This window comes from Pelagerythrobacter sp. (assembly GCF_041912895.1).
In the GTDB taxonomy this organism is placed as follows: Bacteria; Pseudomonadota; Alphaproteobacteria; order Sphingomonadales; family Sphingomonadaceae; genus Pelagerythrobacter.
In genome coordinates, this window is record NZ_JAYSGI010000002.1 from 298,503 (window position 1) to 322,633 (window position 24,131).

Sequence of the window (24,131 nt, forward strand, 5' to 3'; positions counted from 1 at the left end):
CAAGGCGGTCCTCGGACCGACCAACACCGGCAAGACCCACCTCGCCATCGAGCGGATGTGCGCGCATTCGAGCGGCGCGATCGGCTTCCCGCTGCGGCTGTTGGCACGCGAGGTCTACGACCGGGTGGTGGCGATCAAGGGCGAGGCGCAGGTCGCGCTGATCACCGGGGAAGAGCGGATCGAGCCGCCCGGCGCGCGCTATTTCCTGTGTACCGCCGAAGCGATGCCGCGCGACGGCGGGGGTCACGCCTTCGTCGCGCTCGACGAAGCGCAGCTTTCCGCCGACCGCGAGCGGGGCCACGTCTTCACCGACCGGCTGCTGAATGCGCGCGGGCGCGAGGAGACGATGCTGCTCGGCGCCGCGACGCTGGAGCCGCTGGTGCGCACGCTGGTGCCGCGCGCGGAAATCGTCACCCGCCCGCGCTTCTCCACCCTCACGCATATCGGCGCGCGCAAGCTCTCGCGCCTGCCGCCGCGCAGTGCTATCGTCGCCTTCTCCACCGAGCAGGTTTACACCGTGGCCGAGATGCTGCGCCGCTTTCGCGGCGGTGCGGCGGTGGTGATGGGCGCGCTGAGCCCGGAAACGCGCAACCGGCAGGTCGCGATGTTCCAAGCGGGCGAGGTCGACTATATCGTCGCCACCGACGCGATCGGCATGGGGCTGAACCTCGACGTCAATCACGTCGCCTTCGCTTCGCTGACCAAGTTCGACGGGGTGCGCCAGCGGCGGCTGGTTCCGGCCGAAATGGCGCAGATCGCAGGCCGCGCGGGCCGCCACCAGCGCGATGGCACGTTCGGCACACTCGCAGGGGGACAAGGGCCCGCGCCCGAGTTCGACGAGGAGGAAATCTACGCGATCGAGGAACACCGCTTCGCCCCGCTGACCAGGCTGTTCTGGCGCGAGGCGGAGCCGCGCTTCGATACGCTCGCGACGCTGATCGCCGATCTCGAGGCGCCGCCGCTGGCGCCCGAACTCGCCCCCGCGCCCGAAGCGATCGACCTCGCGGTGCTCAAGCGGCTGGCGGATGAACCCGTGGCCGATGGCGTCAAGGGGCCGGGCATGGTGCGCCGGTTCTGGGAAGCCTGCTCGCTGCCCGATTTCCGCCAGTTGGGCGTGGAGGTCCACGCGCGCTTCGTCGCCCGGTTGTGGCGGGATCTGCGCGGCGGGCACCTCGGCGCGGATTACGTCGCCACGCGGATTGCCGAACTCGACCGCGTGCAGGGCGACATCGACACGCTGCAGGGCCGCATCGCCGCTATCCGTAGCTGGGCCTATATCTGCCAGCGCCCGGACTGGGTGCTCGCGCGCGATGAAATGGCCGCGCGTGCAAGAGCGGTGGAAGCGAGGCTGTCCGATGCGCTACACGGGCGGCTGACCGAACGTTTCGTCAACCGGAGGACCGCGATCCTGATGAAGACCATGGGCACCGATCCCGCGCTGCTGCCCGTCACGCTGGACAGCGATGGCGCGGTGCTGGTCGAAGGCGAAGCCATCGGCCGGCTGGAAGGCTTCCGCTTCGCGGTCGATCCCGCCGCCAGCCATGGCGACCGCAAGATGCTGCTCGCCGCGGGCGAGAAGGCGCTGCCGCGCATCCTGACCGAGCGCGCCGAAGCGCTTGTCGCTGCGGGGCTGGAAGGCGTAGCGATCGAGCGCGGCGCGCTGCTGTGGCAGGGGCACGAGCTGGCGCGGATCGAGGGGGACGACCCGCTCCGCCCGCGCCTCGCCCCCGCGCGCGAACTGGCCGCGTTGCCCGATGCCGCGCGCGCTACTTTGTTGGCGGCACTGTCCGAATGGCTCGAACGCGCGCTCGCCCCGCTCGAATCGCTGGCGAAGCTGGAGGCGGCGGCGAAAAGCCCCGAGGCCGGATCGCAGGCGCGCGCGCTGCTCCTGACCGTCATCGCCGGACACGGCACGATCGCGCGCGAGAAAGCGGGGATCGAGCATCTGCCCAAGGAGATGCGCCCCTACCTTCGGCGGCTTGGCGTCACCTTCGGCGCGCTCGACGTGTTCGCGCCCGCGCTGCTCAAACCCGCGCCGCGCGCGCTGCTCCACGCGCTGGGGCGCGACCGGCGACCGCTGCAGGAAAACATGCAGTCGGTGATCGGCGAAGCGCAGCGCCTGCCCGCCGGATACCGCCCCGCGGGCCAGCAGGGCGTGCGGGTCGACGTGGCCGAGAAAGTGCTGCGCGCCGCGCACCAGGCACGCGCCGAAGCGAAGACGCGGCGCTTCGTGCTCGATCCGGCGCTGGCGGTCTCTACCGGGCTCGCGCCCGAAAGCTGGCACCGGCTGCTCGGTGCCGCGGGCTTCCGCCGCCAGCCGGCACGCAAGCTGGCCGAAGGTGCGTACGGCCCGCCCGCGCCCGATCGTTGGGAATGGCATCCCGGCCGGCGCGGCGCGGGCAAGCCCGATCGCGGCAGGCGCGGCCAGGACCAGCGCGGCGGCAAGCGCCCCGCCCGCGAGAACAAGACGCCGCCGGGCGGCGGCGCGTTCGCCGGGCTCGCGGATCTCGTGCGGTGATGCGGATCGACCGGCTGCTGTGCCAGTTGCGCTTCTTCAAGACGCGCAGCCGGGCGCAGGCGCTGGTCGAGGCGGGGCACGTGCGAAAGGGCGGCCAGCGGGTCGTGCGCGCGAGCCAGCCGGTCGGCCCGGGCGACGTGCTGACCTTTCCCCTCGGCAAGGGCGTGCGGGTGATCGAGCTTCTCGCGCTTCCCGAGCGGCGCGGCCCGGCGGCGGAAGCGCGCGCTTGCTATCGCGTGCTTGACCCGGGCGGGCAAAGCGCCATAGCGGGGAGCGAGCCGCAAGCGGCGGATACCGCCACTGATACCGCTACCAAGGAAAGCGATCCCCAATGACCTACGTCGTCACCGATGCCTGCATCAAGTGCAAGTACACCGACTGCGTCGAGGTCTGTCCGGTCGACTGCTTCTACGAAGGCGAGAACATGCTCGTCATCAACCCCAGCGAATGCATCGACTGCGGCGTGTGCGAGCCCGAGTGCCCGGCCGAGGCGATCCTCCCCGATACCGAGGACGGGCTGGAAAAATGGCTCGAGCTCAACACCAAGTTCTCTGCCGAATGGCCCAACATCACGAGCCAGAAGGAACCGCCCGCCGACGCCGACGAGCACAAGGGCGAAGAGGACAAGTTCGACAAGTATTTCACGCCGGAACCCGGCGAAGGCGACTGATTTTCGGCGCCTGACGCGCATTTAGCGTCCCGATTCGGGAACCGCACTGCGGACTCGCAATTTTCTTGCTGTTGTGCTATATAATGCAACAACTGCTCCGGCCGCGCGCCGGTCGCAGGCATGACAGAAGAAAGGTCGGCCCCCACCCGCGACAGGATAATCGGCGATCGACCGCGCCCCATGCGGCGGCGCGGCACGGCGATCCGACTGCCTGCGGGGCGTTCCCGACCGAAGAAAGGACTTGTGCATGGCCACCACGGCGCCCGCCTTCGACGTCGGCGATTATGTCGTCTATCCCAAGCACGGCGTGGGCCGTGTGATCGAGCTGCAGAACGAGGAAATCGCCGGGATGCAGCTGGAGCTCTACGTGCTCCGCTTCGAGAAGGAGCGCATGACGCTGCGCGTTCCCACCAACAAGGTCGAGGCGATCGGCATGCGCAAGCTGTCGAGCGACAAGACTTTGAAAGAGGCGATGGAAACGCTCAAGGGCAAGCCCAAGGTCAAGCGTACGATGTGGAGCCGCCGCGCGCAGGAATACGAAGCGAAGATCAACTCGGGCGAAATCGTCCTGATCGCCGAAGTGACGCGCGACCTGTTCCGCCCCGACGACCAGCCCGAACAGTCCTATTCCGAACGGCAGATCTTCGAAGCCGCCTCCAGCCGCCTCGCGCGCGAACTGGCGGCGATGGAAAAGACCGACGAGCCGACCGCGCTGGAAAAAATCCTAGACGTGCTGCGCGAACACGCGCCGCAGTATTACGAGAACGCCGAAGAGGCGTGATTTCGATCAAGCGCTATCGCAAACCGACGAAGGGCCGCCCGAGAGGGCGGCCCTTTTCGTATGATGCTTGCAGCGCCGGTGTTGCTGTATTATCTCGGTAATACGGACTGGAAGACGAGAACACGAGGACGAGAGACATGCTGCACAAGATCCTAAAGGGCGTCGCGCCCGTGGTCGCACTGATGCTGGCGAGCGGGTGCAACGGCAATATCAACATCAACGGTTCCGACGGCGTTCCGCTCGGCGAGCTCGACATGACGGGCAAGACCCCGACCGAAGTGGTCGCCGCCGGCCCCGACAACGTGATTGTGACGCGCGGCGCGGCGCTCGATATCGACGTCAGCGGCGATCCCGAGGCGGTCGACGCGCTGCGCTTCACGCTCGACGACGAGACGCTCGGCGTGATGCGCGACAACGACTGGAAGAATATCGACGGCAAGGCCACCGTGCGCGTCACCCTGCCGCGCGTCGAGAAGCTGGTCCTCGCCGGATCGGGCCGCGCCGAGGTCGACGTTCTCGATGGCGAGGCGGAAGTGACCATCGCCGGCAGCGGCACGGCCGAAACCGCCAATGTCGATGCGCGCTCGCTCGAAGTGACCATCGCCGGTTCGGGCACCTATCGCGCGGCGGGCCGTACCGAGCGGCTCGAGCTGAGCATCGCCGGTTCGGGCAATGCCCAGATGGACGGGCTCCAGGCCGGCGATGCCGAAGTCACGATCGCCGGATCGGGCAATGCGGCCTTCGCTTCGGACGGCCGGGTCGAAGCCTCGATCATGGGCTCGGGCGACGTCACGGTGACCGGCTCGGCGCAGTGCACGATCAGCGCAATGGGCTCGGGCTCGCTCAACTGCCGCGCGGGCACCAGCACGGCGAACGGCGAAGCGCCGCCTCCGCCGCCCACCGCTCCTGCCGCCCCCGAGGCACCGCAAGCGCCCGCGGAATAAAAACCTCCGGCGTTCATCGCCGCGACGCCAACTTTCGGCTATCCCGCGCGGGAAGGAGACCTTCCATGCGCGGCATAACCCTGGCCTCGGCCGTCCTCCCCCTCGCGTTCGTGCTCAGCGGATGCCTTGCGAAAACCGCGCTCGACGTGGCGACGCTGCCCGTCAGAGCGGCTAGCAAGGGGGTCGATCTGGCGACCACCAGCCAGTCTGAGGCGGACGAGAAGCGCGGTCGGCAAATCCGCCAGCGCGAAGAGAAACTCGGCAAGCTCGAACGCCGTTACGGTTCGGAAATGCGCGACTGCTCGGACGGCGACCGCCGCGCGTGCGACAAGGCTCGCAAGACCTACGCCGAAATGCAGGTGCTGATGCCGAGCATACCTGCCGAGCCGCGCTGAGCGCTCACGCCGCCGCGCGGCGCAGGCGGTCGTTGATCGCCTTGCCCAGCCCCTCGTGTGGCACCGGCGCGACCGCGATGCGCGGTTTCGCCGATCGTGCCGCTTCGTGCAGGCAGGCGTAGAGCCGCGCGGCGGCTTCGGCGCGATCGCCGGCGGGCGACAATGAGCAATCGCCCCCAACCGGGCCGAACCCGATCAGAAATTCGTCCGCTTCGGCATCTTGCGCCTCGAGGCGCAGCGGCTTGCCGGGGGCGTAATGGCTGGCGAGCTGGCCCGGCGCCTCGATCCCCGATGCGCCCGCCCCTGCCGTGAACGGCTGCGCGAAAAGCCGCTCGCGCAGGGCGGCGAGATCGATCGGGCCGGGGCGCAATTCGTCCCATTCGCCGTCGCCACGAATCGCGAGGATGGTCGATTCCAACCCGGCCTCGCACGGCCCGGCATCGAGCACGAGGTCGATCCGCCCGTCGAGCGAGGCGAGCACGTGCGCGGCGGTCGTGGGCGAGATGAACCCGCTGCGATTGGCCGATGGCGCGGCGAGCGGGAACTCGCAGGCCGCCAGCAGCGCGCGCATCGCCGGATGGGCGGGCGCGCGCAAGGCGACGGTCGGCAGGCCCGCGGTGACCGCTTCGGCCAGGCCCGCATCGGCGCGGCGCGGCAGCACGAGCGTCAACGGCCCGGGCCATACCCGCTCGGCCACCAGCGCGGCGTCCCCCGCCAGTTCGGCATACCGCCCGGCCTGCGCGGCATCGCGCACATGCACGATCAGCGGATTGAAATCGGGACGCCCCTTGGCCGCGTAGATCCGCGCGACCGCCTCCGCGCTGTCGGCCCGCGCGGCGAGGCCGTACACCGTCTCGGTCGGCACCGCGACGAGGCCGCCATCGCGCAGCACCGCCGCCGCACGGGCGATTCCCGCGTCGTCCGCCGGTAGCGTTTCCGTAGCGTTCTTGCCGCCCATACCCGCGCGCTATATTCGCCCAAGGTCAAAGCCAAGAGGAAGATCGTTCCAGTGACCTATTCGCCCGCCACGCAGGACCAGTTGCTCGCCATCCGCGTGAACGCCGGAATCGCCGAGCTCGCCGCGTCCGAACGCTTCGCCGCCGCCGAGCCCGACATGGTCGAGGCGATCGTCGAGGGCATCGGCCAGTTCGCGGCGGGCGAATGGCAGCCGCTCGACCGCGCGGGCGATCTCACCGGCACGAAGCTTGAAAACGGCGTGGTGCGCACACCCGATGGTTTCGCGGATGGTTATCGCCACTATGTCGAGCAGGGCTGGAACGCGATCGCCGGACCGGCCGAACACGGCGGCCAGGGCCTGCCCTTCACCCTCGCGTGCAACGTGCTGGAAAACCTCGGCACCGCGAACATGGCCTTCAGCCTGCTGCCGATGCTCTCGGTCGGCGCGACCGAGGCGATCGAGCATCACGGCAGCGAGGCGCAGAAGGCGATGTATCTGCCCAAGATGGTCAGCGGCGAATGGTCGGGCACGATGAACCTCACCGAGCCGCAGGCGGGCAGCGATCTGGGCGCGCTGCGCACGACCGCCACCCCGATCACGGAAGGCGAGCACGCGGGCAAGTATCGCATCGCCGGACAGAAGATCTTCATCACTTGGGGCGAGCACGACCTGGCGGAGAACATCGTCCACCTCGTCCTCGCGCGCTTGCCCGATGCGCCTGCCGGCAGTCGGGGCATTTCGCTGTTCATCGTGCCCAAGTATCTGGTGAACGCCGATGGCTCGCCGGGCGCGCGCAACGACCTGCGCTGCGTGAGCCTCGAGCACAAGCTCGGCATCCACGCCTCGCCGACTTGCGTAATGAGCTATGGCGACAACGGAGATTGCATCGGCGAACTGGTCGGCGCGGAAAATCGCGGGCTGATGGCGATGTTCACGATGATGAACAACGCACGCATCAACGTCGGCAACCAGGGCGTACAGGTGGGCGAACGCGCGACGCAGGCCGCGCTTTCCTATGCCTGCGAGCGGGTGCAGTCGGCGCGCGCAGGATCGGCGGACAAGGCGCCGGTGGCGATCGTCGAGCACCCCGACGTGCGCCGGATGCTGCTGCGGATGAAGGCGCTGACCGAAGGTGCGCGCGCGCTGCTATACTACACCGCCGGGCAGGTCGATCGCGGCACGCTGGGCGACGAGGATGCGGCCCGGCGCGGCGAGGTGCTGGTGCCGCTGATCAAGGCCTGGGGCACCGATATCGGAGTCGAAGTCGCCAGTCTCGGCATTCAGGTCCACGGCGGGATGGGTTTCATCGAGGAAACCGGCGCGGCGCAGATCTGGCGCGACGCGCGAATCGCGCCGATCTACGAAGGCACCAACGGCATCCAGGCCGCCGATCTCGTCACCCGCAAGCTGGGGCTGAAAGACGGTGGCGTCTATGCCGCGCTGATGCACGATATCGCGCGCGATGCGGGCGACGAGTCCACCCTGGCCGCCCTCGCTCAGGACTGCGCCGCGATCGCCGAATGGATGCGCGATACCGCGAGCCTCGACGATCGGCTGGCGGGCAGCGTGCCCTTCTGTACGATGAGCGCGGTTGCGGTCGCCGGGTGGCAGCTTCTGCGCCAGTTGCGCGCGGTGGAGGCGGGCGATGCGCCGGGCCTTGCCGATACGAAGCGCGCGAGCGTGCGCTTCTTCCTCGACCGCGTGGTGCCCGAGGCAGGCGGATTGAAGGCCTCGGCCATCGCCGGGGCGGAATCGCTCTACGCGCTCGATGCCGCGCAGCTCGCCGGATGATGGCCGATCAGGGAGACCCTCTCGCACGGATCGCCGACGCGCTCGAACGGATCGCGGGCGGCCGCGCGGCTTCGCCCGACTGGCGCGCCGCACCGGCTTATGTCTGGGACGCAGCGGGCGGCCGTGCGGTCGCCGCGCTCGATGCGCCCCGGCTCGAACTGCTGAAGGGGATCGACGCGCAGCGCGATGCCGTAGCGGCCAACGTCGCCCGGCTGGCGCGCGGCCATGCGGCGCACGACATGCTGCTGTGGGGCGCGCGCGGCATGGGCAAGTCGGCGCTGGTGCGCGCTTCGGTGGTCTCGGCGCAGGAAAGCGCCTCGGCCGCGCTCGCGCTGGTGCAGGCGGGCACCGACGCGCTCGAAACGCTGCCGCGCCTGTTCGCGGCGCTCGGGCCAGTTCAGCGCAGCTTCCTCGTCTTCATCGACGATCTCGGATTCTCGGAAGAAGATTCCGTCGGCCCGCGCCACTTGCGCTCGTGGCTGGAAGGCGGGGTCGAGGCGCGCCCTACGAACGTGCGGCTCGCGGTCACCGCGAACCGCCGCGCCATCGTGCCCCGCCAGGCGAGCGAGCAAGATGATCCCATAAATCCACGCGACGCGGTCGACGACAAGCTGGCGCTGGCCGACCGCTTCGGGCTCTCGCTCGGCTTCCACAACTGCTCGCAGGACGATTATCTCGCCATCGTCGCAGCCTATTGCGACGAGTACGGCCTCGATCGGGACGAAGCCGACGCGCTCGAATGGGCGCGGCGGCGCGGCGCGCGATCGGGGCGCACCGCGTGGCAGTACGTGGTCGAACTCGCCGGGCGTGCCGGGCGCGCGCTCTGAGCGCTACTGGCCGCTCTCGCGCTGATATTCTTCCGCGAAGCTCGCGCTCGGATCGCCCGAGAGCTCGCGCTGCGGGGGTAGCGAGGGGCCCGACAGGCGCTCGATCGCGCTCTGCGGCTCGGCCCCGGGCGCGGCGACCCGCCAGATGATGCCTGCCGTGTCGTCGCTCACCAGCAGCGCGCCGTCGCCGGCCCATTCGACCCACGTGGGCCGCCCGCGCGTCGTTCCATCGCCGGTCAGGAAGCCGCTGAGCACGGAAACGGGCTTGCCGGTCGGATTGCCGCGCGCGTCGAACGGCACGTAGATCACGTCGTAGCCCGACGGCGGCTTGCGGTTCCACGAGCCGTGCCGCGCGATGAACGCACCCTGGTCGAAGCGCGGCCCCATCCGCGCGCCTTCCGCGCTGAACACGAGGCCGAGCGCGGCGACGTGCGGCCCCAGCGCATATTCGGGGCGGCGCGCGTATTCGACGAGGAAATTGGGCATCGGCGCCTCCACCCGGCGGTCGAAATTGTCCTTCCAGTAGAGCCACGGCCAGCCGTATTGCGCGCCGATCGGAACGTTGGTGAGATAGTCGGGCACGAGGTCGGAACCGAGCATGTCGCGCTCGTTTACGGTGGTCCACAGCTCGCCGCTCCACGGACTCCAGTCGAGACCGTTGGGATTGCGCAGGCCAGTGGCGAACAGGCGCTGGCGCCCGGCCTCCAGATCGTATTCCCAGATCGCCGCGCGGCCTTCCTCCGCCTCGATGCCCTTCTCAGCGATGTTCGAGGCGGAACCGACCGCGACATAGACGCTGGTCCCGTCCGGATCGAGCGTGAGGTTGCGCATCCAGTGGTTGCCGCCGCCGGGCAGGTCCATCAGCTTGCGCGGCTCGGCGGTGATCGCGGTCGCGCCCAGTTCGTAGGGGACGGCGAGCAGAGCGTCGTGGTTGGCGATGTAGAGCGTGCCGTCTGCCCAGTCGATGCCCGATGGCGAGGCGAGATCGTCGGTCAGCACGGTGCGCTGATCCGCCGCGCCGTCGCCGTCGCTGTCGCGCAGCAGCACGAGCTGGTCGGGCGATTCGCCGGTCGCACCCGCGCGGGACATCAGAAGGCCCGCGACCCAGTCGGTGAAGCCGCCACCTTCGCCCTCGACCTTGGGCGCGCGGGTCAGCGTCACCAGAACGTCGCCGTTGGGCAGCGTGTGGATCACGCGTGGATGGTCGAGCCCTTCGGCGAAGCGGGTGACCGCCAGCCCCTCGGCCGCCTGCGGCGCTTCGCCCCCGGCCCAGCCGACCGGCTTTGCGATCCGCACCGTGGGGAAAAGCTCGGAATCGGGCTCGGCCAGCGTCGGATCGATGCCTGCCACCTCCTCGACCGAGAGGTCCGCCGTATTCCCCTGCAATGCCCAGGCGACGGCGAAAATCAGCAGGAGGGCGAGGACGAGGACCCAGATGAGGATCTTGCGCTTGGTGCTCATGCTTGCGGGATTACGCGCTGGCGGCCCTTGCGGCAATGGCGCAGCGCCCTAGATCACGTCGGATGTACGATTTCGCACCCGATTCCGACCTCTCCCCTACCGAACGCTACCGGCAACTGGCCGACGCCGCCGACGCCCTGACCGCGGGCGAGGCCGACGGCGTGGCCAACATGGCTAACGTCGCGGCGCTGATGTGGGAGTTCCTGCCCGCGCTCAACTGGGCCGGGTTCTATCGCATGGTGGACGGCGAGCTCGTGCTCGGCCCCTTCGCCGGGCGGCCGGCGTGCATTCGCATTCCGCTGGGCCGCGGCGTGTGCGGCAGGGCGGCGCAGACGGGCGAAACGCAAGTCGTCGAGGACGTCCACGCCTTCCCCGGCCACATCGCCTGCGACGCGGCGAGCCGCGCGGAACTGGTCGTGCCGGTCGTTCGCGACGGCGCGGTGATCGCGGTGATCGATCTCGACAGTCCGCAACGCGCTCGCTTCGGCGCCGAGGATGCCGCGGGCGTCGAGCAACTGGCGCGGGTTCTGGCTAACCGTATCTGACTTTTCCCGCCCCGAAACGGGACACTGGCCCGCGCCGCATGGGCGGCGGCGGATCACGATGGTAGATTTTCCGTTAACGCCGGGAATCGACTCGGCCTAACGTCCAGGGGAATCGACCATGACCGCCCGCCACGCGACCTTGCTTATCGGAGCCGCTGCCGGCGCGCTTGCCGCCGTCCCGGCCGCCGCGCAAACGGCCGAGCCCCAGATGCCCTACGAATATGCCTATCCCGTGCCGGAAGAAGCCCCTGAGCAGGTGATCGAGCAGCCGTACGAGGCCGCCGATGACACGGTGATCTTCCGCGAACAGCCGGTGGTGCAGCCGCTGCCCGGATCGGAGGTGCTCTCCGCGCCTGCTCCTCTCCCCCCGGCATCCTCGCCCTCGGCGCCGCGCCAGGCGGAAAGCTATGCCGAGCCGCCCTCTCCTGTGCAGTCGTACGAGCACGAGCGTAGTTACGAGTACGCATACGACGAAGCCCCGTCCTATGATCCGAGCTACGACGACGCACCGATGCAACCGCCGTTCGACTACGATAGTCCGCCGCCGTCGCGCTATGCGGAGTTCGATCGGCGGGCATGGCTCGATGACTGCCGCGCACGCTTCAGCGCCGGCGACGGGCGTCGCGATGGCCGGGTCGCCGGCGGACTCATCGGCGCGGCCGCGGGCGGAGTCATCGGCAATCGCATCGCCGATGGCGACCGGCTGGCCGGAACGTTGATCGGCGCCGGGGTCGGCGGCCTCGCCGGGCTCGCGGCAGGCGATGCGATCGGGGGCGCGAACGATCGCGAACGCGCCGACGATTACTGCGAATCGCTGCTCGCTCGCGGTTCGGGCGACTACGCGCCGATGCAACCCTATGCGCCCGGGTATCCGGCCTATCCCTACCCCGCCCCCGCTTATCCCGCGCCATACGGCTATCCGGCGGGCTATTATGGCGCGGACTGCGGCTGCGGCCCGGCCTTCACCTATATGCCGGTACTCGTCGCGATACCGCAGCGCGCGGTGGTGCGCGAAACGGTACGCGAGGAATGGGTCGAGGTCGATCATGCGCCCGCGCCCAAGCGCCGCGCGATCCATCGCCCCGCGCCGAAGCCGGACAAGCGGATCAAGTATTCCAAGGGCAAGTAGGCACGGCCGCAGGTGCTCGTCGCGCCTGCGACCCCGATATTCTTGCTATATATCAGTATCTTACGGGTTAGATATCGCCGCCGGTGAGGCGCTGACAGATGAGGTCGAGCTGATCGAGCGTTCGATAGCGGATCGTCACCGCGCCCGAACGCGGATCGGCGTCGGTCTTGATGCGCACGTTGAGCCCGAGGAATTCTTCCAGATGGCTCTGCACCGCGGCGATATCGGCGTCCTTGGCCGGGTCGCGCGAGCTGCGTGCCTGGCGCCGGGTCTCGCCAGCGCCCGGCTTGGCCGCGAGCTTCTCGACCTGCCGCACCGAGAGCTTCTGCGTTACCGCGCGCTTGGCCAGCTCGACCGCCGCGTCGTTGCCGATCAGCGCGCGCGCATGGCCCATCGACAGCCCGCCCTCCTCGACCATGTCGAGCACTTCTTCGGGCAAGCCCAACAGGCGCTGGAGGTTGGCGACATGGCTGCGCGACTTGTCGACCAGCTGGGCGATCTCGGCCTGGGTCATGCCCTGCTTGTCGGCGAGCGCCTGATAGGCGCGCGCTTCCTCGACCGGGTTCAGATCCTCGCGCTGGATGTTCTCGATCAGCGCGAGCGCCATGACCTCGGCTTCATCGAGCTCGCGCACGAGCGCGGGTATCTCATGCAGCCGCGCCTTCTGCGCCGCGCGCCAGCGGCGTTCGCCCGCGACGAGCTGGTAGCGCCCACCCGCAAGCGGGCGGACGATAACCGGCTGGATCACGCCACGCTGGGCGATCGAGGCGGCGAGTTCCTCGAGCGCGGATTCGTCGAACCGGCGGCGCGGTTGTCCGGGCAGCGGTTCGATCGCGGAGGTCGCGATCGACGCGAGCCCCGAGCGCGGTGCGGCGGTCGAATTCGCGTCGTCTTCGGCCGAACCTTCGCCGTCTCGCCGGGCCAGCGGCTCCTCGCGCTGGGTTTCGCCAAGCAGCGCGCCGAGGCCCTTGCCGAGCTTCCTCTTGCGGTCGGCCGCAATGCGCGACGGGACCGAAAAACGCAGGATAGGGTCGTTGGGATCGCTCATGCGGCTTTCCTCTTTTCGGGCAGACGGCCGATCAATTCACGTGCCAGCGCGATATAGGCGCGGCTGCCCGCGCACGAATGGTCGTAGACCAACGCCGGAAGCCCATGGCTCGGCGCTTCGGACAGGCGCACGTTGCGCGGAATGACCGCTTCGAACACCAGCTTGCCCAAGCAATCGCGCACGTCGTCGGCGACCTGATCGGTCAGGCGGTTGCGGCGATCGAACATCGTCAGCACGACGCCGATGATGCCGAGATCAGGATTGAAGCGCTGCTGGACCCGCTCGACGGTCTGGAGGAGCTGGCTCAGCCCTTCTAGAGCGAAGAACTCGCATTGGAGAGGTACCAGCAGCGTGTCGGCCGCGCCGAGCGCGTTTAGCGTCAACAGGCCGAGCGAAGGCGGGCAATCGATGAAGCAGATATCGTGGCCGCGATGCCCGGCGAGCGCTTGCCGCAGGCGATAGGTTCGGTCCTCCACCGACACTAGTTCGACCTCCGCACCGCTGAGGTCGACGGTAGCCGGAACGAGGTCGAGACCGGGGATATTGGTCGGATGGACGCAGTCCGCCAGCGGGACCTCGTCGACCACGATGTCGTAGCTCGAGCCTTCCCGATCGGCGCTCGCCAGCCCCATTCCGGTGGACGCGTTGCCTTGCGGATCGAGATCGATCAGCAGCGTTTTCCAGCCCGTCGCCGCCATTGCGGTCGCGATGTTGATCGCGGTGGTGGTCTTGCCCACCCCGCCCTTCTGGTTCGCGATGGCGATGACGATCATGATCTCGCTTTCCCGGCCAGATGGCCGACGATGATGCCCGCTTCGGCATCGGTTTGCGACTGTTCCACGTGAAACAACGCTTTTTGCCGCTTGGATAGCTTGTCCAGTTCTTGCGATGCCGAGCGGCCCTTGGGCAACAGCCAAAGCGTGTCGTCTGTGGAAAATCGTACGGACAGCTCGAAGAGTCGGTCGAGCGGAGCGAACGCGCGCGCCGAAATGACCCCGGCCGGGACAGTTTCGACCAGCTCGAGCCGCGCTCCCTCCACGCGGCAACGCTCAAGCGACAACTCGCCAATCATACGTTCGAGCCAATCGATCCGCTTTCGTCGCGATTCGACGAGCACGACCGACCAGTCGGGACGCATCGCGGCCACGATGAGGCCCGGCATTCCGGCGCCGCTGCCGAGATCGAGCCACAGCGGCGTTTCACGTGAAACATGATCGAGCAGTTGCGCCGAATCGGCGATATGGCGTTGCCATAGTGAATCGAGCGTGGGCTTCGCGACGAGGTTCTGCCGCTCGTTTTCGTCACGCAGGGCGGCAGCGAAGCGATCGAGGCGGTCGAGCGCCGCACTGTCGCAGCGCGCAGCGACGAAAGCCCGAGCGTCTTCCTCGCCCGCAATCACGCGACTTGCCGGGCGTTGCGGCGCGCATGGACGAGCAGCGCCGACAGAGCCGCGGGCGTGATCCCCGGCACCCGTCCCGCCGCTGCGAGCGTCTCGGGTCGCGCCGCCGTCAGCCGCTCGACCATCTCGTTCGACAGCCCCGGCACGCAATCGTAGGGAAATTCCGCGCCGAGACGCACCGCCTCGCTCGCGCGCAGGTCTCTCAACTCGGCCTCCTGCCGCTCGAGGTATGGGGCATAGAGCGCATCTTCCGCCATCTCAGATGCGATGTCCTCCTGCGGATCGAATTCGTCCCCCAGCCATGGCGACAGGGTGGCCAGATCCACCCCGTTGTAGCGCAGCCATTCCGCGATCGTGTGCCGCCCGGCATCGCGTCGAACCGGCAGATCGGCCGCTGCGAGCTCGGTCGCCGCAACATCGCGTGCGAACGCCCCCGCCCACGCGTCGCGCCGATTCTCGCGTGCTTCGAACCAGCGACGGCGCTCGACGCCCACGCAGTCGGCAGCGATAGCCAACGGGGTAAGGCGCGTAGAGGCGTTGTTCGCGCGCAGGCGCAAGCGATATTCCGCGCGTGCGGTGAGCATCCGATAGGGCTCGCTTACGCCCTGCAGAGTGAGGTCGTCGACCATCACCGCAATATAGGAGTTGGCGCGGTCGAGCTTCGCAGGTTCGCGCCCGAGGGCAGCGGTAGCCGCGTGCATTCCGGCGACCAAGCCCTGCGCCGCCGCCTCCTCGTAGCCGGTCGTGCCGTTGATCTGGCCCGCGCAATAGAGCCCGCCGATTGCGCGCAGCTCAAGCGAAGGCTTCAGCGCACGTGGATCGAGATGATCGTATTCGACCGCATATCCCGGCACGACCATCTCGACCTGTTCCAGCCCCTCCATGCTCCGCAGCATCGCCAGTTGGACGTCGACGGGCAGCGACGTGCTGATGCCGTTGGGATAGACCAGATGGGTGTCGAGACCTTCGGGTTCGAGGAATACCTGGTGCCCTTCACGGTCGCCGAACCGGTGGATCTTGTCCTCGATCGACGGGCAGTAGCGCGGGCCCTGCGCGCCGATCGCTCCGCTGAACAGCGGCGAGCGGCCCAGCCCTCCCCGGATGATATCGTGGCTGCGCGCATTGGTGCGCGTGATCGCGCAGAACACCTGCGGGCACGCACGCCTGGGCGTCAGCGGCGACATGGTCCAGGCGCCATCGTCCGAAGGCTGCTCGTCCAGGCGCGCCCAGTCGATCGTGCGTCCGTCGAGTCTCGGCGGGGTGCCGGTCTTGAGGCGAGCCATCGGCAAAGCAGCCTCGCGCAACTGCGCTGCGAGCCGGTGCGCGGCGTTCTCGCCGATCCGTCCGCCCTCGAACCGCTCCTCGCCGCGAAACAGCCGCCCGCCGAGGAACGTTCCGGTGCACAGGATGACTACGGCAGCGCGCAACCGCGTGCCGTCGGCCAGTTCGAGGCCCGCGACACGCCCGCCTTCGAGAACGAGCGCCGCCGCTTCGCCGGCGATCACGTCGAGACGCGGCTGCTCGCGAACCGTCTGCTGGACGGCCGCCCTGAACAACTTGCGATCGGCCTGCACCCGGGGGCCCCAGACCGCGCTCCCCTTCGACAGGTTGAGCATGCGATAATGAATCGCCGCGGCATCGGCGGCGCGGCCGATCACCCCGTCGAGCGCGTCAACCTCGCGCACGAGATGTCCCTTGCCCAAGCCCCCGATCGCCGGATTGCAGCTCATCGCCCCGATCGCATCGGGATCGAAGGTGACCAGCCCGACCCGCGCACCCATGCGTGCTGCGACCGCCGCCGCCTCGACGCCGGCGTGACCGCCGCCGACCACCAGTATATCGAACGAGTGCATGTGCCGCCAGATAGGCGATGGCGCGGACGCGGTCAAAGCGCCTGTTTCACGTGGAACGGCGCTAAGCCCGAAATTCCCGATGTTTCACGTGAAACGTCATTTTCCGATGCAGAACCGGCCGAACAGAGCGTCGAGCATATCCTCGGTCGATGCTCGACCGAGAAGACGATCGAACGCACTGCGAGCCAGCCGCAGCCGCTCGGCGAGGATCAGCGGATCGCTCTCCCCTGACGTACCGGCGAGCGCCGTCGCGGCCTCGGCCAGCAGGCTCGACTGCCGATCGTTCAGTGCCACCTCTCCCGGTGCGGGCATCGCATCGCGCGCGTGCGAAACCAGCCGAGCACGCAGCACGTCCATTCCGAGACCGGTGCGCGCCGAAAGCCTGATCGCATCCTTACCTTTCGCCTGCCGGGCGGCATCGTCGGCTTTGGCGTCGATCTCCCATGCCCCCGCCGGGCCCTGCCCTTCTTCGCCGAGCCACAGCACGCAATCGGCGCGGTCGAGTTGCTCCCGAGCGCGGGCGATACCGATCGCTTCGATTGCATCGTCTTCGATGGCCGAGTCGCGCAATCCGGCGGTATCGACGAACGTGAACGGAATGCCCGCCATCGCGACCGACCGTTCGAGCACGTCGCGCGTCGTCCCGGCGATCGGCGAGGTTATCGCCGCCTCGCTTTCCAGCAAGGCATTGAAAAGCGTCGATTTACCAGCATTCGGCGGCCCCGCCAGCACGATCCGGTATCCTTCACGCAGCATCATTGCGCGAGGACGATCCAACCATGCGCGGAGGTCGTCGGCCAGCGTGGCTACTCTCACGGAAAACGCCGACGGCAGCTCGGCCGCATCCTCCTCGTCGGAAAAGTCGAGCATGGCTTCGACTTCGGCGGACAGGCCCAGCACGGCGTCCCGCCAAGCCGCGGCCTGCTTCGACAATGCGCCGCCCGCCAGGGCCAGTGCCGAGCGGCGCTGGAATTCGGTTTCGGCCTCCAGCAGTTCGGCCAGCCCTTCCGCTTCCGCCAGATCGATCCGCCCATTGGCAAAGGCGCGGCGGGTGAACTCGCCCGGTGCCGCTGCCCGCAGGCCGGGCAGCGCATCCAGCGCTCGCTCGACCGACGCGACGACCGCGCGCCCTCCGTGGAGGTGCAACTCGGCGATATCCTCTCCGGTCGCAGTTCCCGGCCCCGGCAGCCACAGCATCAGTGCCCGATCGAGTTCCTCACCGCTTTCGTCGCGCAACGTTCGCGCGACGGCCCTTCTCGATTCGGGCAAGCCGCCCGCCAAGGCGCACAGCGCGTCGCCAGCCGCCGGGCCGCTCACGCGCACCACCGCGATCCCGGCCGGCGGCGCGCCGCTCGAAAGCGCGAAAATCGTATCGTGAGCCAAGCGGCGGTCAGGCCTTGTCGTCGTCCGCCTTCGTTCCGGACGGCTTGCTGGCGTTTGCCCGCGCCGCGCCTTCGACGAAGCTCTGGAACATCTTGAGCCCCATCTGCCCCATCGGCGCGAGCTGGCGCGCGTAATCCTGCAGCTGGTCGGGATTGCTGACGCCTTTCATCGCCTTGCTCATCATATCGACGTAGACGTCGTTCGCCTTGCCCACGTCGGGCAGACCCATAAAGGTCCGGGCCTCTTCGGGCGTGCAATCGATCTCGACATGGACCTTCATCGCGTTTCCTCCGTTGGGTTGGGGAGACAGCCGAGTTTGGCATATCCGCCGTGCAAGCGTTACGCACTGGCGAACATCAGGGAAAGGGAAGAACCGCATGAGCGAGACCGCGACCATCGAGACCCTCTCGGGCGATGAAAGCTTTTCGGCCTATGTCGCGCGGCCGGCGGGCACGCCGCGGGCCGCGATCGTGGTGATCCAGGAAATCTTCGGGGTGAACGCGGGGATCCGCCGCAAATGCGACCGGCTCGCCGAGGATGGCTATCTGGCGGTCGCGCCCGACCTGTTCTGGCGGCTCGAGCCGGGCATCGAACTCGATCCCGACGTGGAACCTGAGATGCAGCGCGCGCTCGACCTGATGGGGCAGTTCGACCAGGATCGGGGCATTCGCGACATCGAGGCGACGATCCACTGGATCCGCCGAAGCGAGGGAGTCGCGCAAGTGGGCGCGGTCGGATACTGCCTCGGCGGACGGCTCGCCTACATGACCGCCGCGCGCACCGACGTGGATGCAGCGGTCGGTTACTACGCGGTCGGCATCGACGGTCTGCTGCGCGAGAAGCACGCGATCGCCAATCCGCTCATGCTACACATCGCAGGCGACGACGGCTTCGTGGATAAGGAAACCCAGACCGCGATGCATGAAGGGCTCGACGACCATCCCAAGGTCACGCTGCACGATTATCCCGGCCTCGATCACGGCTTCGCCACCGAATTCGGCAAGCGCCGCGACGACGAAGGCGCAATCCTCGCGGACCGGCGAACCGCGGAATTCTTCGCCAAGCATCTCGGCTGAGAGACCCGCCACCGTGATCAATCGTGCGAACTGGCACCTGTCGGGAAACATCGTAACGCGCTTCGCTCTGCCGATGGCGCTCGCGGCACTCAGCGTGCTGTTCGTGCTGTGGCATCCGCTGCGCTGGGGCCTCGTGGTCACGCTTCCGATGCTTCTCCTGGCCGCGTGGGACTTCGTGCAGAACAAGCACACCTTGCGGCGCAACTATCCGCTGCTCGCACGTGTGCGCTGGCTGATGGAGGACCTGCGCCCCTACGCCCGGGCCTACGTGGTCGAAGGCGACCTCGAAGGCCGCCCGTTCAACCACGACGAGCGCGCGCTGGTCTACGCCCGCGCCAAGGGCGAGCTCGATTCGCACCCCTTCGGCACCGAACTCGATGTCTATTCGAGCGAATACGAATGGCTCGCGCATTCGATCGTCCCCAACGAGGCCGCGCCAACCGAATGGCGCGTCGATGTCGGCAGTTCGCAATGCGCGCGGCCCTATTCCGCAGCGCTACTCAATATCTCGGCGATGAGTTTCGGCTCGCTCTCGGCCAACGCGATCCGCGCGCTCAACAAGGGCGCTGCGGCGGGCAATTTCTACCACGACACCGGCGAAGGCGGCCTCTCGCGCTATCACCGCGAGCACGGCGGCGATCTGGTGTGGGAACTGGGCAGCGGCTACTTCGGCTGCCGCACGGACGACGGCCGGTTCGATCCCGCCCGCTTCGCCGACACCGCGCAGATCGACCAGGTGAAGATGGTCGAGATCAAGCTCAGCCAGGGCGCGAAGCCGGGCCACGGCGGCATGTTGCCGGGCGCCAAGGTCAGCGAGGAAATCGCCGAGACTCGCGGGGTTCCGGTTGGCAAGGACTGCATTTCGCCCGCGGCGCACTCCGCGTTTTCGACCCCGATCGAACTGCTCGAATGGGCTGCGCAATTGCGCGACCTGTCGGGCGGAAAGCCGGTCGGCGCGAAGCTGTGCGTCGGCAAGCCGCACGAAGTCTTCGCACTGATGAAGGCGATGCGCGAGACCGGCATCCGGCTCGACTATATCGTGGTCGACGGGGCCGAGGGTGGGACCGGGGCGGCGCCGGTGGAGCTGTCGAACCGCGTCGGGATGCCGCTGCGCGAAGGGTTGATCCTGGTGCGCAACGCGCTGGTCGGATGCGATCTGAAGGGCGAAGTGCGGCTGGCGGCGGCGGGCAAGGTCCATTCGGGTGCGGGCATGGCGATGAACTTCGGCCTCGGCGCCGACTGGTGCAACGCCGCGCGCGCCTTCATGTTCGCGCTGGGCTGCGTCCAGTCGATGCGCTGCCACGAGGATACCTGCCCGACCGGCATCGCAACGCAGGACGCGACCCGCCAGCGCGGGCTGGTGGTGATGGACAAAGCCGAGCGCGTGACCCGGTTCCAGCGCCACACGCTCCATGCCCTGCGCGAGATGGTCGTCGCGATGGGGCTCGAGAACCCGTGGCAGATCGACCCGTGCAACATCTCCGAACGCTGGAACAATGCCCGATCCGACAGCATGGATACGATCTACAACTTCGTCGAAACGGGGCAGCTGCTATCCGATCCCGAAAGCACCCAATATACCCGCGCCTGGAAACAGGCCCGCGCCGAGAGCTTCGCGCAGGCATAGGTTCGCTCGGCTACAAGCGGGCCAGAACGAAGTCGGCCCGGTCCGACACGTCCGCCAGCGGCAGGTCGATCGGTTCGTAGCGATACGTGCGCCATGCGGCGGTGACCGCGGCATCGCTGGCCAAGGCGGCGTCCCAGTCCTGAATACGCTGGGCGTCGGGCCGATAGATCGCCTGCCACGGCGGTGCGCGGAACACGGGCCCGTCGTAGCGCAGGTCGCGGCAGGCATCGGCGATCTCGGGCGGAACCGGCAGCCCCTCGAGTGCCAGAAAGCCGGCGATGTCGGGAAAGCCCCGGTCGAACACCGTCGGACCGTCACGCCGTTGGGCACCGTGCCATGCGGCAAGCTCCGCCTCGAACATCGCGCGCGCGAAACCGGCGGGATCCCTGGCCCGCAAGGCCATTCCGCCCGGCGCCTGCAGGATCGCCCGCGCCACCTCCGTCTCGGTCGCGATCCCGCGCCGCGCCAGTTCCTCCAGCAGGGTGGACTTGCCCGTGCCGGGCCCGCCGGTGACGACCGAGCGAACCGGCGCGTGAACCCGGCCGGGCACGCCCGCGATCCTACTGGTTCATCGTGGCGAAGAAGTCCTCGTTGGTCTTGGAATCCTTCATCTTGTCGAGGAGGAATTCCATCGCGTCGATCGTGCCCATCTGCATGAGAATACGGCGCAGGACCCACATCTTGGAGAGCTTGTCCTTGTCCACCAGTAGCTCTTCCTTGCGGGTGCCGGACTTGCCCACGTCGAGCGCGGGGAAGATGCGCTTGTCGGCCACCTTGCGGTCGAGCACGATTTCCGAGTTGCCGGTGCCCTTGAACTCTTCGAAGATCACCTCGTCCATGCGGCTACCGGTGTCGATCAGCGCGGTTGCGATGATCGAGAGCGAGCCGCCTTCCTCGATATTGCGTGCCGCGCCGAAGAAGCGCTTGGGCCGCTGGAGCGCGTTGGCGTCGACACCGCCGGTCAGCACCTTGCCCGATGACGGGACCACGGTGTTGTAGGCGCGGCCGAGCCGGGTGATCGAATCGAGCAGGATCACCACGTCCTTCTTGTGCTCGACCAGCCGCTTGGCCTTTTCGATCACCATCTCGGCGACCTGCACGTGGCGCGTGGCGGGCTCGTCGAACGTCGAGGAAATGACCTCGCCGTTGACCGAACGCTGCATGTCGGTGACTTCCTCGGGCCGTTCGTCGACCAGCAGGACCAGCAGGAACACCTCGGGGTGGTTGTCGGTGATCGCCTTGGCGATGTTCTGCAGCAGCACCGTCTTGCCGGTGCGCGGCGGGGCGACGATCAGCGCGCGCTGGCCCTTGCCCTGCGGCGAGATAATGTCGATCACCCGCGCGCTCTTGTCCTTCACCGTCGGGTCGAGCGTGTCGAGGTTGAGCTTCGCTTCGGGGTAGAGCGGCGTCAGGTTGTCGAAATTGGTCCGGTGGCGGACGGCGTCGGGGTCGTCGAAATTGACCTTGGAGAGGCTGGTGAGCGCGAAATAGCGTTCGCCGTCCTTCGGCGCACGGATCTCGCCTTCCACCGTATCGCCGGTGCGCAGGCCCCATTTGCGGATCTGGTTGGGCGAGACGTAGATGTCGTCGGGGCCGGCGAGGTAGTTCGCCTCGGGGCTGCGCAGGAAGCCGAAGCCGTCCTGCAGCACCTCGATGGTGCCCACGCCCATGATCTTCTCGTCGTATTCCTCGTCTTCGGCGAGTTCGCGCAGGATGCAGAACATCAGGTCCTGCCGGCGCATGGTGGAGGCGCCCTCGACGCCCAGTTCCTCGGCCATCGACACGAGGTCGGCCGGGGCTTTCGATTTCAGTTCTTTCAGATGCATTTCGCGTGTTTCCGTAATGGAATTGGTATCGGGAATGGCCGGCAGGTCTCCCATCGCATGAAACGACAGGCAGGCTTGGGGAAAGCGGACCCGGCGGACGCGAGTTCGGCGCCGCCTCGACCGGAAAAGAGAGTGATGAAATACGCCCGCGCGCGGCAGGCGTCAATTCGGATTGCGCGCCGGCGGAGCGTTCCGCCCGCGATTCAGAACGGGCGGACGATCACCAGCACGACGATCAGCGCCGCGGCGATACCCGGCACTTCGTTGAGCAGCCGCAGCTTGCGCCCCTCGAGCGGACGCTCGCCGCGCGCGAGCTTCTTCGCGTAGGCCGACGCCCAGCCGTGATAGCCCGACAGCGCGAGCACCAGCAGCAGCTTGGCGTGGAACCAGCCTTGCGTCCACGCGGCGGTGTACCAGGCGAGCAACAGGCCGAACGCCCAGACGACGACGATCGAAGGCAGCAGGATGATCTTCAACAGCCGCTGTTCGCGCTCGATCCACGCGGCATCCTCAGCCGATCCGACGGCCGATTCCTGATGGTAGACGAAGAAGCGCGGCAGCATGAACAGCCCGGCCATCCAGAAGATGACGAAGATCAGATGCCCCGCCTTCAGCCAGTAGTAGGTCATGCCGAGGACGTCCTGCATGGGCGCGATGTAGTGCGCCGCACGGCGTTCGTCACCCCCTCCATTTGCGGACCGTTTCGATCAGCGTCTCGACGTGCGCGATCGGCGTGTGCTGGCCGATCCCGTGGCCGAGATTGAACACGTGCGGACGGCCCGCGAAGGCCTCGAGAATGGCCCTGGTGCGGCTGATCAGCCGCTCCCCGCCCGCGAGCAGCAGCAGCGGATCGAGATTGCCCTGCACCGGCATGTTTTCGGGCAGGTTCGCCGCGACCCAGCGCGGATCGAGCGTCTCGTCCACCCCGACCGCCGCAACGCCGGTCTCGCGTGCATAGGCGGGCAGTTTCTCGCCCGCGCCCTTAGGAAAGCCGATCACCGGCAAGCCGGGAAAGCGCTCGACCATCGCGGCCGCGATCCGGGCATTGGGTGCGATCACCCAGCGTTCAAATTCATCGGGCGCGAGGCTGCCCGACCAGGAATCGAACAGTTGCACGGCTTCCGCGCCCGCCTCGACCTGTCCGGCGAGGTATTCGATCGTCACGTCGGCAATGGCATCGACGATCGCCTGGAAGCCCGCCGGATCGCGATAGGCAAGCGCGCGCGCGTCGTGCTGGTCGCGACTGCCCTCGCCCGCGACCATGTAGGTCGCAACGGTCCACGGGCTGCCCGCGAAGCCGAGCAGCGTCGTCTCCTCGCCAAGCCGGGCGCGAACACGGCGCACCGTCTCGTAGATCGGGTTCAGACGTTCCGGCACTGCGGCGAGGCTTGCCAGCGCGGTATCGACCAGCGGCGGCGACAGCTTCGGCCCTTCGCCCGCCAGAAACGCGAGATCCTGCCCCATGGCGTAAGGCACGATCAGGATGTCGGAAAACAGGATCGCTCCGTCGAACCCGAACCGCGCGATCGGCTGGAGCGTGACCTCGGCGGCGGCTTCGGTATCGTAGACCAGTTCGAGAAACCCGCCCTTCTCGGCTCGCAGTTCGCGGTATTCAGGCAGGTAGCGGCCCGCTTGGCGCATGAGCCAGAGCGGCACGCGCGCGCCGCGCTTGCCGTGCAGGGTATCGAGAAGAATGCCGGGCATTCGGGTAGGTCCAATCCAAATAATAAAGATATTTAAGAAGGATGCTGGAGTCTGTTGGCCCTGTGGATATCGGGGACAGCGGCGCCCTGCCCGATTTCTCCCGCGATGAACAGGGTCGGCGGATGCGGGACTCGCCGCATCGCCGCGTCAACAGATCGTTTTCCCCACTGTCCCCAGCCTGTCGAGAACGCCTCGC

At 67.9% G+C, this 24,131-nt stretch carries 24 protein-coding genes; 12 read left to right on the forward strand and 12 right to left on the reverse strand.

Annotated features, from left to right (window positions below):
• Positions 1 to 55 precede the first annotated feature (55 nt).
• The 6 genes from ACE3QC_RS08450 to ACE3QC_RS08475 all read left to right on the forward strand — a co-directional run bounded on the left by ACE3QC_RS08450 (position 56) and on the right by ACE3QC_RS08475 (position 5,308).
• Positions 56 to 2,518, forward strand: a complete 2,463-nt coding sequence (locus tag ACE3QC_RS08450) for a helicase-related protein (RefSeq protein WP_374408036.1) — start codon at positions 56 to 58, stop codon at positions 2,516 to 2,518.
• Positions 2,518 to 2,853: an RNA-binding S4 domain-containing protein gene (locus tag ACE3QC_RS08455; protein WP_374407201.1), complete on the forward strand. Its 336-nt coding sequence runs from the start codon at positions 2,518 to 2,520 to the stop codon at positions 2,851 to 2,853. The genes ACE3QC_RS08450 and ACE3QC_RS08455 overlap by 1 nt, the downstream gene beginning before the upstream one ends.
• Entirely contained in the window at positions 2,850 to 3,188 is a 339-nt protein-coding gene (gene fdxA, locus ACE3QC_RS08460; RefSeq protein WP_374407203.1) for a ferredoxin FdxA, read from the forward strand. Before ACE3QC_RS08455 ends, fdxA begins: the two co-directional genes overlap by 4 nt.
• 247 nt (positions 3,189 to 3,435) lie before the next feature.
• Entirely contained in the window at positions 3,436 to 3,969 is a 534-nt protein-coding gene (locus ACE3QC_RS08465) for a CarD family transcriptional regulator (RefSeq protein WP_374407205.1), read from the forward strand.
• Between the two features lie 137 nt (positions 3,970 to 4,106).
• Complete coding sequence (locus ACE3QC_RS08470; protein WP_374407207.1) at positions 4,107 to 4,913, forward strand: head GIN domain-containing protein; 807 nt, start codon at positions 4,107 to 4,109, stop codon at positions 4,911 to 4,913.
• Between the two features lie 65 nt (positions 4,914 to 4,978).
• Positions 4,979 to 5,308 (forward strand): hypothetical protein, encoded by a 330-nt coding sequence (locus tag ACE3QC_RS08475; protein WP_374407209.1) that lies wholly within the window; start codon positions 4,979 to 4,981, stop codon positions 5,306 to 5,308.
• Positions 5,309 to 5,312: 4 nt separating this feature from the next.
• On the opposite strand, the gene ACE3QC_RS08480 is transcribed toward ACE3QC_RS08475, so the two are convergent.
• Positions 5,313 to 6,266 carry an L-threonylcarbamoyladenylate synthase gene (locus tag ACE3QC_RS08480; RefSeq protein WP_374407211.1) on the reverse strand — a complete coding sequence of 318 codons (954 nt, stop codon included), beginning with the start codon at positions 6,264 to 6,266 and terminating at the stop codon, positions 5,313 to 5,315.
• A gap of 51 nt (positions 6,267 to 6,317) precedes the next feature.
• Here ACE3QC_RS08480 and ACE3QC_RS08485 point away from each other — a divergent pair, with 51 nt between their 5' ends.
• Positions 6,318 to 8,057 carry an acyl-CoA dehydrogenase gene (locus tag ACE3QC_RS08485; protein ID WP_374407213.1) on the forward strand — a complete coding sequence of 580 codons (1,740 nt, stop codon included), beginning with the start codon at positions 6,318 to 6,320 and terminating at the stop codon, positions 8,055 to 8,057.
• Positions 8,057 to 8,884, forward strand: coding sequence for a DUF815 domain-containing protein (locus ACE3QC_RS08490; RefSeq protein WP_374407215.1), 828 nt, complete (start codon positions 8,057 to 8,059; stop codon positions 8,882 to 8,884). The genes ACE3QC_RS08485 and ACE3QC_RS08490 overlap by 1 nt, the downstream gene beginning before the upstream one ends.
• A 3-nt stretch (positions 8,885 to 8,887) precedes the next feature.
• Here the strand turns inward: ACE3QC_RS08490 and ACE3QC_RS08495 are convergent, their stop codons facing one another.
• Complete coding sequence (locus ACE3QC_RS08495) at positions 8,888 to 10,345, reverse strand: sorbosone dehydrogenase family protein (RefSeq protein WP_374407217.1); 1,458 nt, start codon at positions 10,343 to 10,345, stop codon at positions 8,888 to 8,890.
• A gap of 62 nt (positions 10,346 to 10,407) precedes the next feature.
• Here ACE3QC_RS08495 and ACE3QC_RS08500 point away from each other — a divergent pair, with 62 nt between their 5' ends.
• The gene (locus ACE3QC_RS08500) at positions 10,408 to 10,890 is read left to right on the forward strand and encodes a GAF domain-containing protein (protein ID WP_374407219.1); all 483 of its coding nucleotides are present in this window, start codon (positions 10,408 to 10,410) and stop codon (positions 10,888 to 10,890) included.
• Positions 10,891 to 11,008: 118 nt separating this feature from the next.
• Complete coding sequence (locus tag ACE3QC_RS08505) at positions 11,009 to 12,019, forward strand: glycine zipper 2TM domain-containing protein (RefSeq protein ID WP_374407221.1); 1,011 nt, start codon at positions 11,009 to 11,011, stop codon at positions 12,017 to 12,019.
• 67 nt (positions 12,020 to 12,086) lie between these two features.
• Here ACE3QC_RS08505 and ACE3QC_RS08510 read toward each other — a convergent pair whose 3' ends face one another.
• From ACE3QC_RS08510 to ACE3QC_RS08535, 6 genes are all read right to left on the reverse strand, one after another.
• A complete protein-coding gene (locus tag ACE3QC_RS08510; RefSeq protein WP_374407222.1) occupies positions 12,087 to 13,067 on the reverse strand; it encodes a ParB/RepB/Spo0J family partition protein in 981 nt (326 codons plus the stop codon).
• Positions 13,064 to 13,840: a ParA family protein gene (locus tag ACE3QC_RS08515; protein ID WP_374407224.1), complete on the reverse strand. Its 777-nt coding sequence runs from the start codon at positions 13,838 to 13,840 to the stop codon at positions 13,064 to 13,066. The genes ACE3QC_RS08510 and ACE3QC_RS08515 overlap by 4 nt, the downstream gene beginning before the upstream one ends.
• Positions 13,837 to 14,466 (reverse strand): 16S rRNA (guanine(527)-N(7))-methyltransferase RsmG, encoded by a 630-nt coding sequence (rsmG, locus tag ACE3QC_RS08520; protein WP_374407226.1) that lies wholly within the window; start codon positions 14,464 to 14,466, stop codon positions 13,837 to 13,839. The genes ACE3QC_RS08515 and rsmG overlap by 4 nt, the downstream gene beginning before the upstream one ends.
• Positions 14,463 to 16,319 (reverse strand): tRNA uridine-5-carboxymethylaminomethyl(34) synthesis enzyme MnmG, encoded by a 1,857-nt coding sequence (gene mnmG / locus ACE3QC_RS08525; protein WP_374407228.1) that lies wholly within the window; start codon positions 16,317 to 16,319, stop codon positions 14,463 to 14,465. Before mnmG ends, rsmG begins: the two co-directional genes overlap by 4 nt.
• A 96-nt stretch (positions 16,320 to 16,415) precedes the next feature.
• A complete protein-coding gene (gene mnmE, locus ACE3QC_RS08530) occupies positions 16,416 to 17,702 on the reverse strand; it encodes a tRNA uridine-5-carboxymethylaminomethyl(34) synthesis GTPase MnmE (RefSeq protein ID WP_374407230.1) in 1,287 nt (428 codons plus the stop codon).
• Positions 17,703 to 17,709: 7 nt separating this feature from the next.
• Positions 17,710 to 17,982, reverse strand: coding sequence for a DUF6489 family protein (locus ACE3QC_RS08535; RefSeq protein WP_374407232.1), 273 nt, complete (start codon positions 17,980 to 17,982; stop codon positions 17,710 to 17,712).
• A 97-nt stretch (positions 17,983 to 18,079) separates the two neighbouring features.
• Between ACE3QC_RS08535 and ACE3QC_RS08540 the strand changes: the two genes are divergently transcribed.
• On the forward strand, positions 18,080 to 18,778 hold the full coding sequence (locus ACE3QC_RS08540; protein WP_374407234.1) for a dienelactone hydrolase family protein: 699 nt from the start codon (positions 18,080 to 18,082) through the stop codon (positions 18,776 to 18,778).
• 73 nt (positions 18,779 to 18,851) lie between these two features.
• Entirely contained in the window at positions 18,852 to 20,405 is a 1,554-nt protein-coding gene (locus tag ACE3QC_RS08545) for an FMN-binding glutamate synthase family protein (RefSeq protein ID WP_374408038.1), read from the forward strand.
• A 10-nt stretch (positions 20,406 to 20,415) separates the two neighbouring features.
• Here ACE3QC_RS08545 and ACE3QC_RS08550 read toward each other — a convergent pair whose 3' ends face one another.
• The 4 genes from ACE3QC_RS08550 to hemE all read right to left on the reverse strand — a co-directional run bounded on the left by ACE3QC_RS08550 (position 20,416) and on the right by hemE (position 23,935).
• A complete protein-coding gene (locus ACE3QC_RS08550) occupies positions 20,416 to 20,955 on the reverse strand; it encodes an AAA family ATPase (protein ID WP_374407236.1) in 540 nt (179 codons plus the stop codon).
• 10 nt (positions 20,956 to 20,965) lie between these two features.
• Entirely contained in the window at positions 20,966 to 22,231 is a 1,266-nt protein-coding gene (gene rho / locus ACE3QC_RS08555) for a transcription termination factor Rho (RefSeq protein ID WP_374407238.1), read from the reverse strand.
• 203 nt (positions 22,232 to 22,434) lie between these two features.
• A complete protein-coding gene (locus ACE3QC_RS08560) occupies positions 22,435 to 22,878 on the reverse strand; it encodes a CopD family protein (RefSeq protein ID WP_374407240.1) in 444 nt (147 codons plus the stop codon).
• A gap of 31 nt (positions 22,879 to 22,909) precedes the next feature.
• Entirely contained in the window at positions 22,910 to 23,935 is a 1,026-nt protein-coding gene (hemE, locus tag ACE3QC_RS08565) for a uroporphyrinogen decarboxylase (protein ID WP_374407242.1), read from the reverse strand.
• Positions 23,936 to 24,131: the final 196 nt, after the last annotated feature.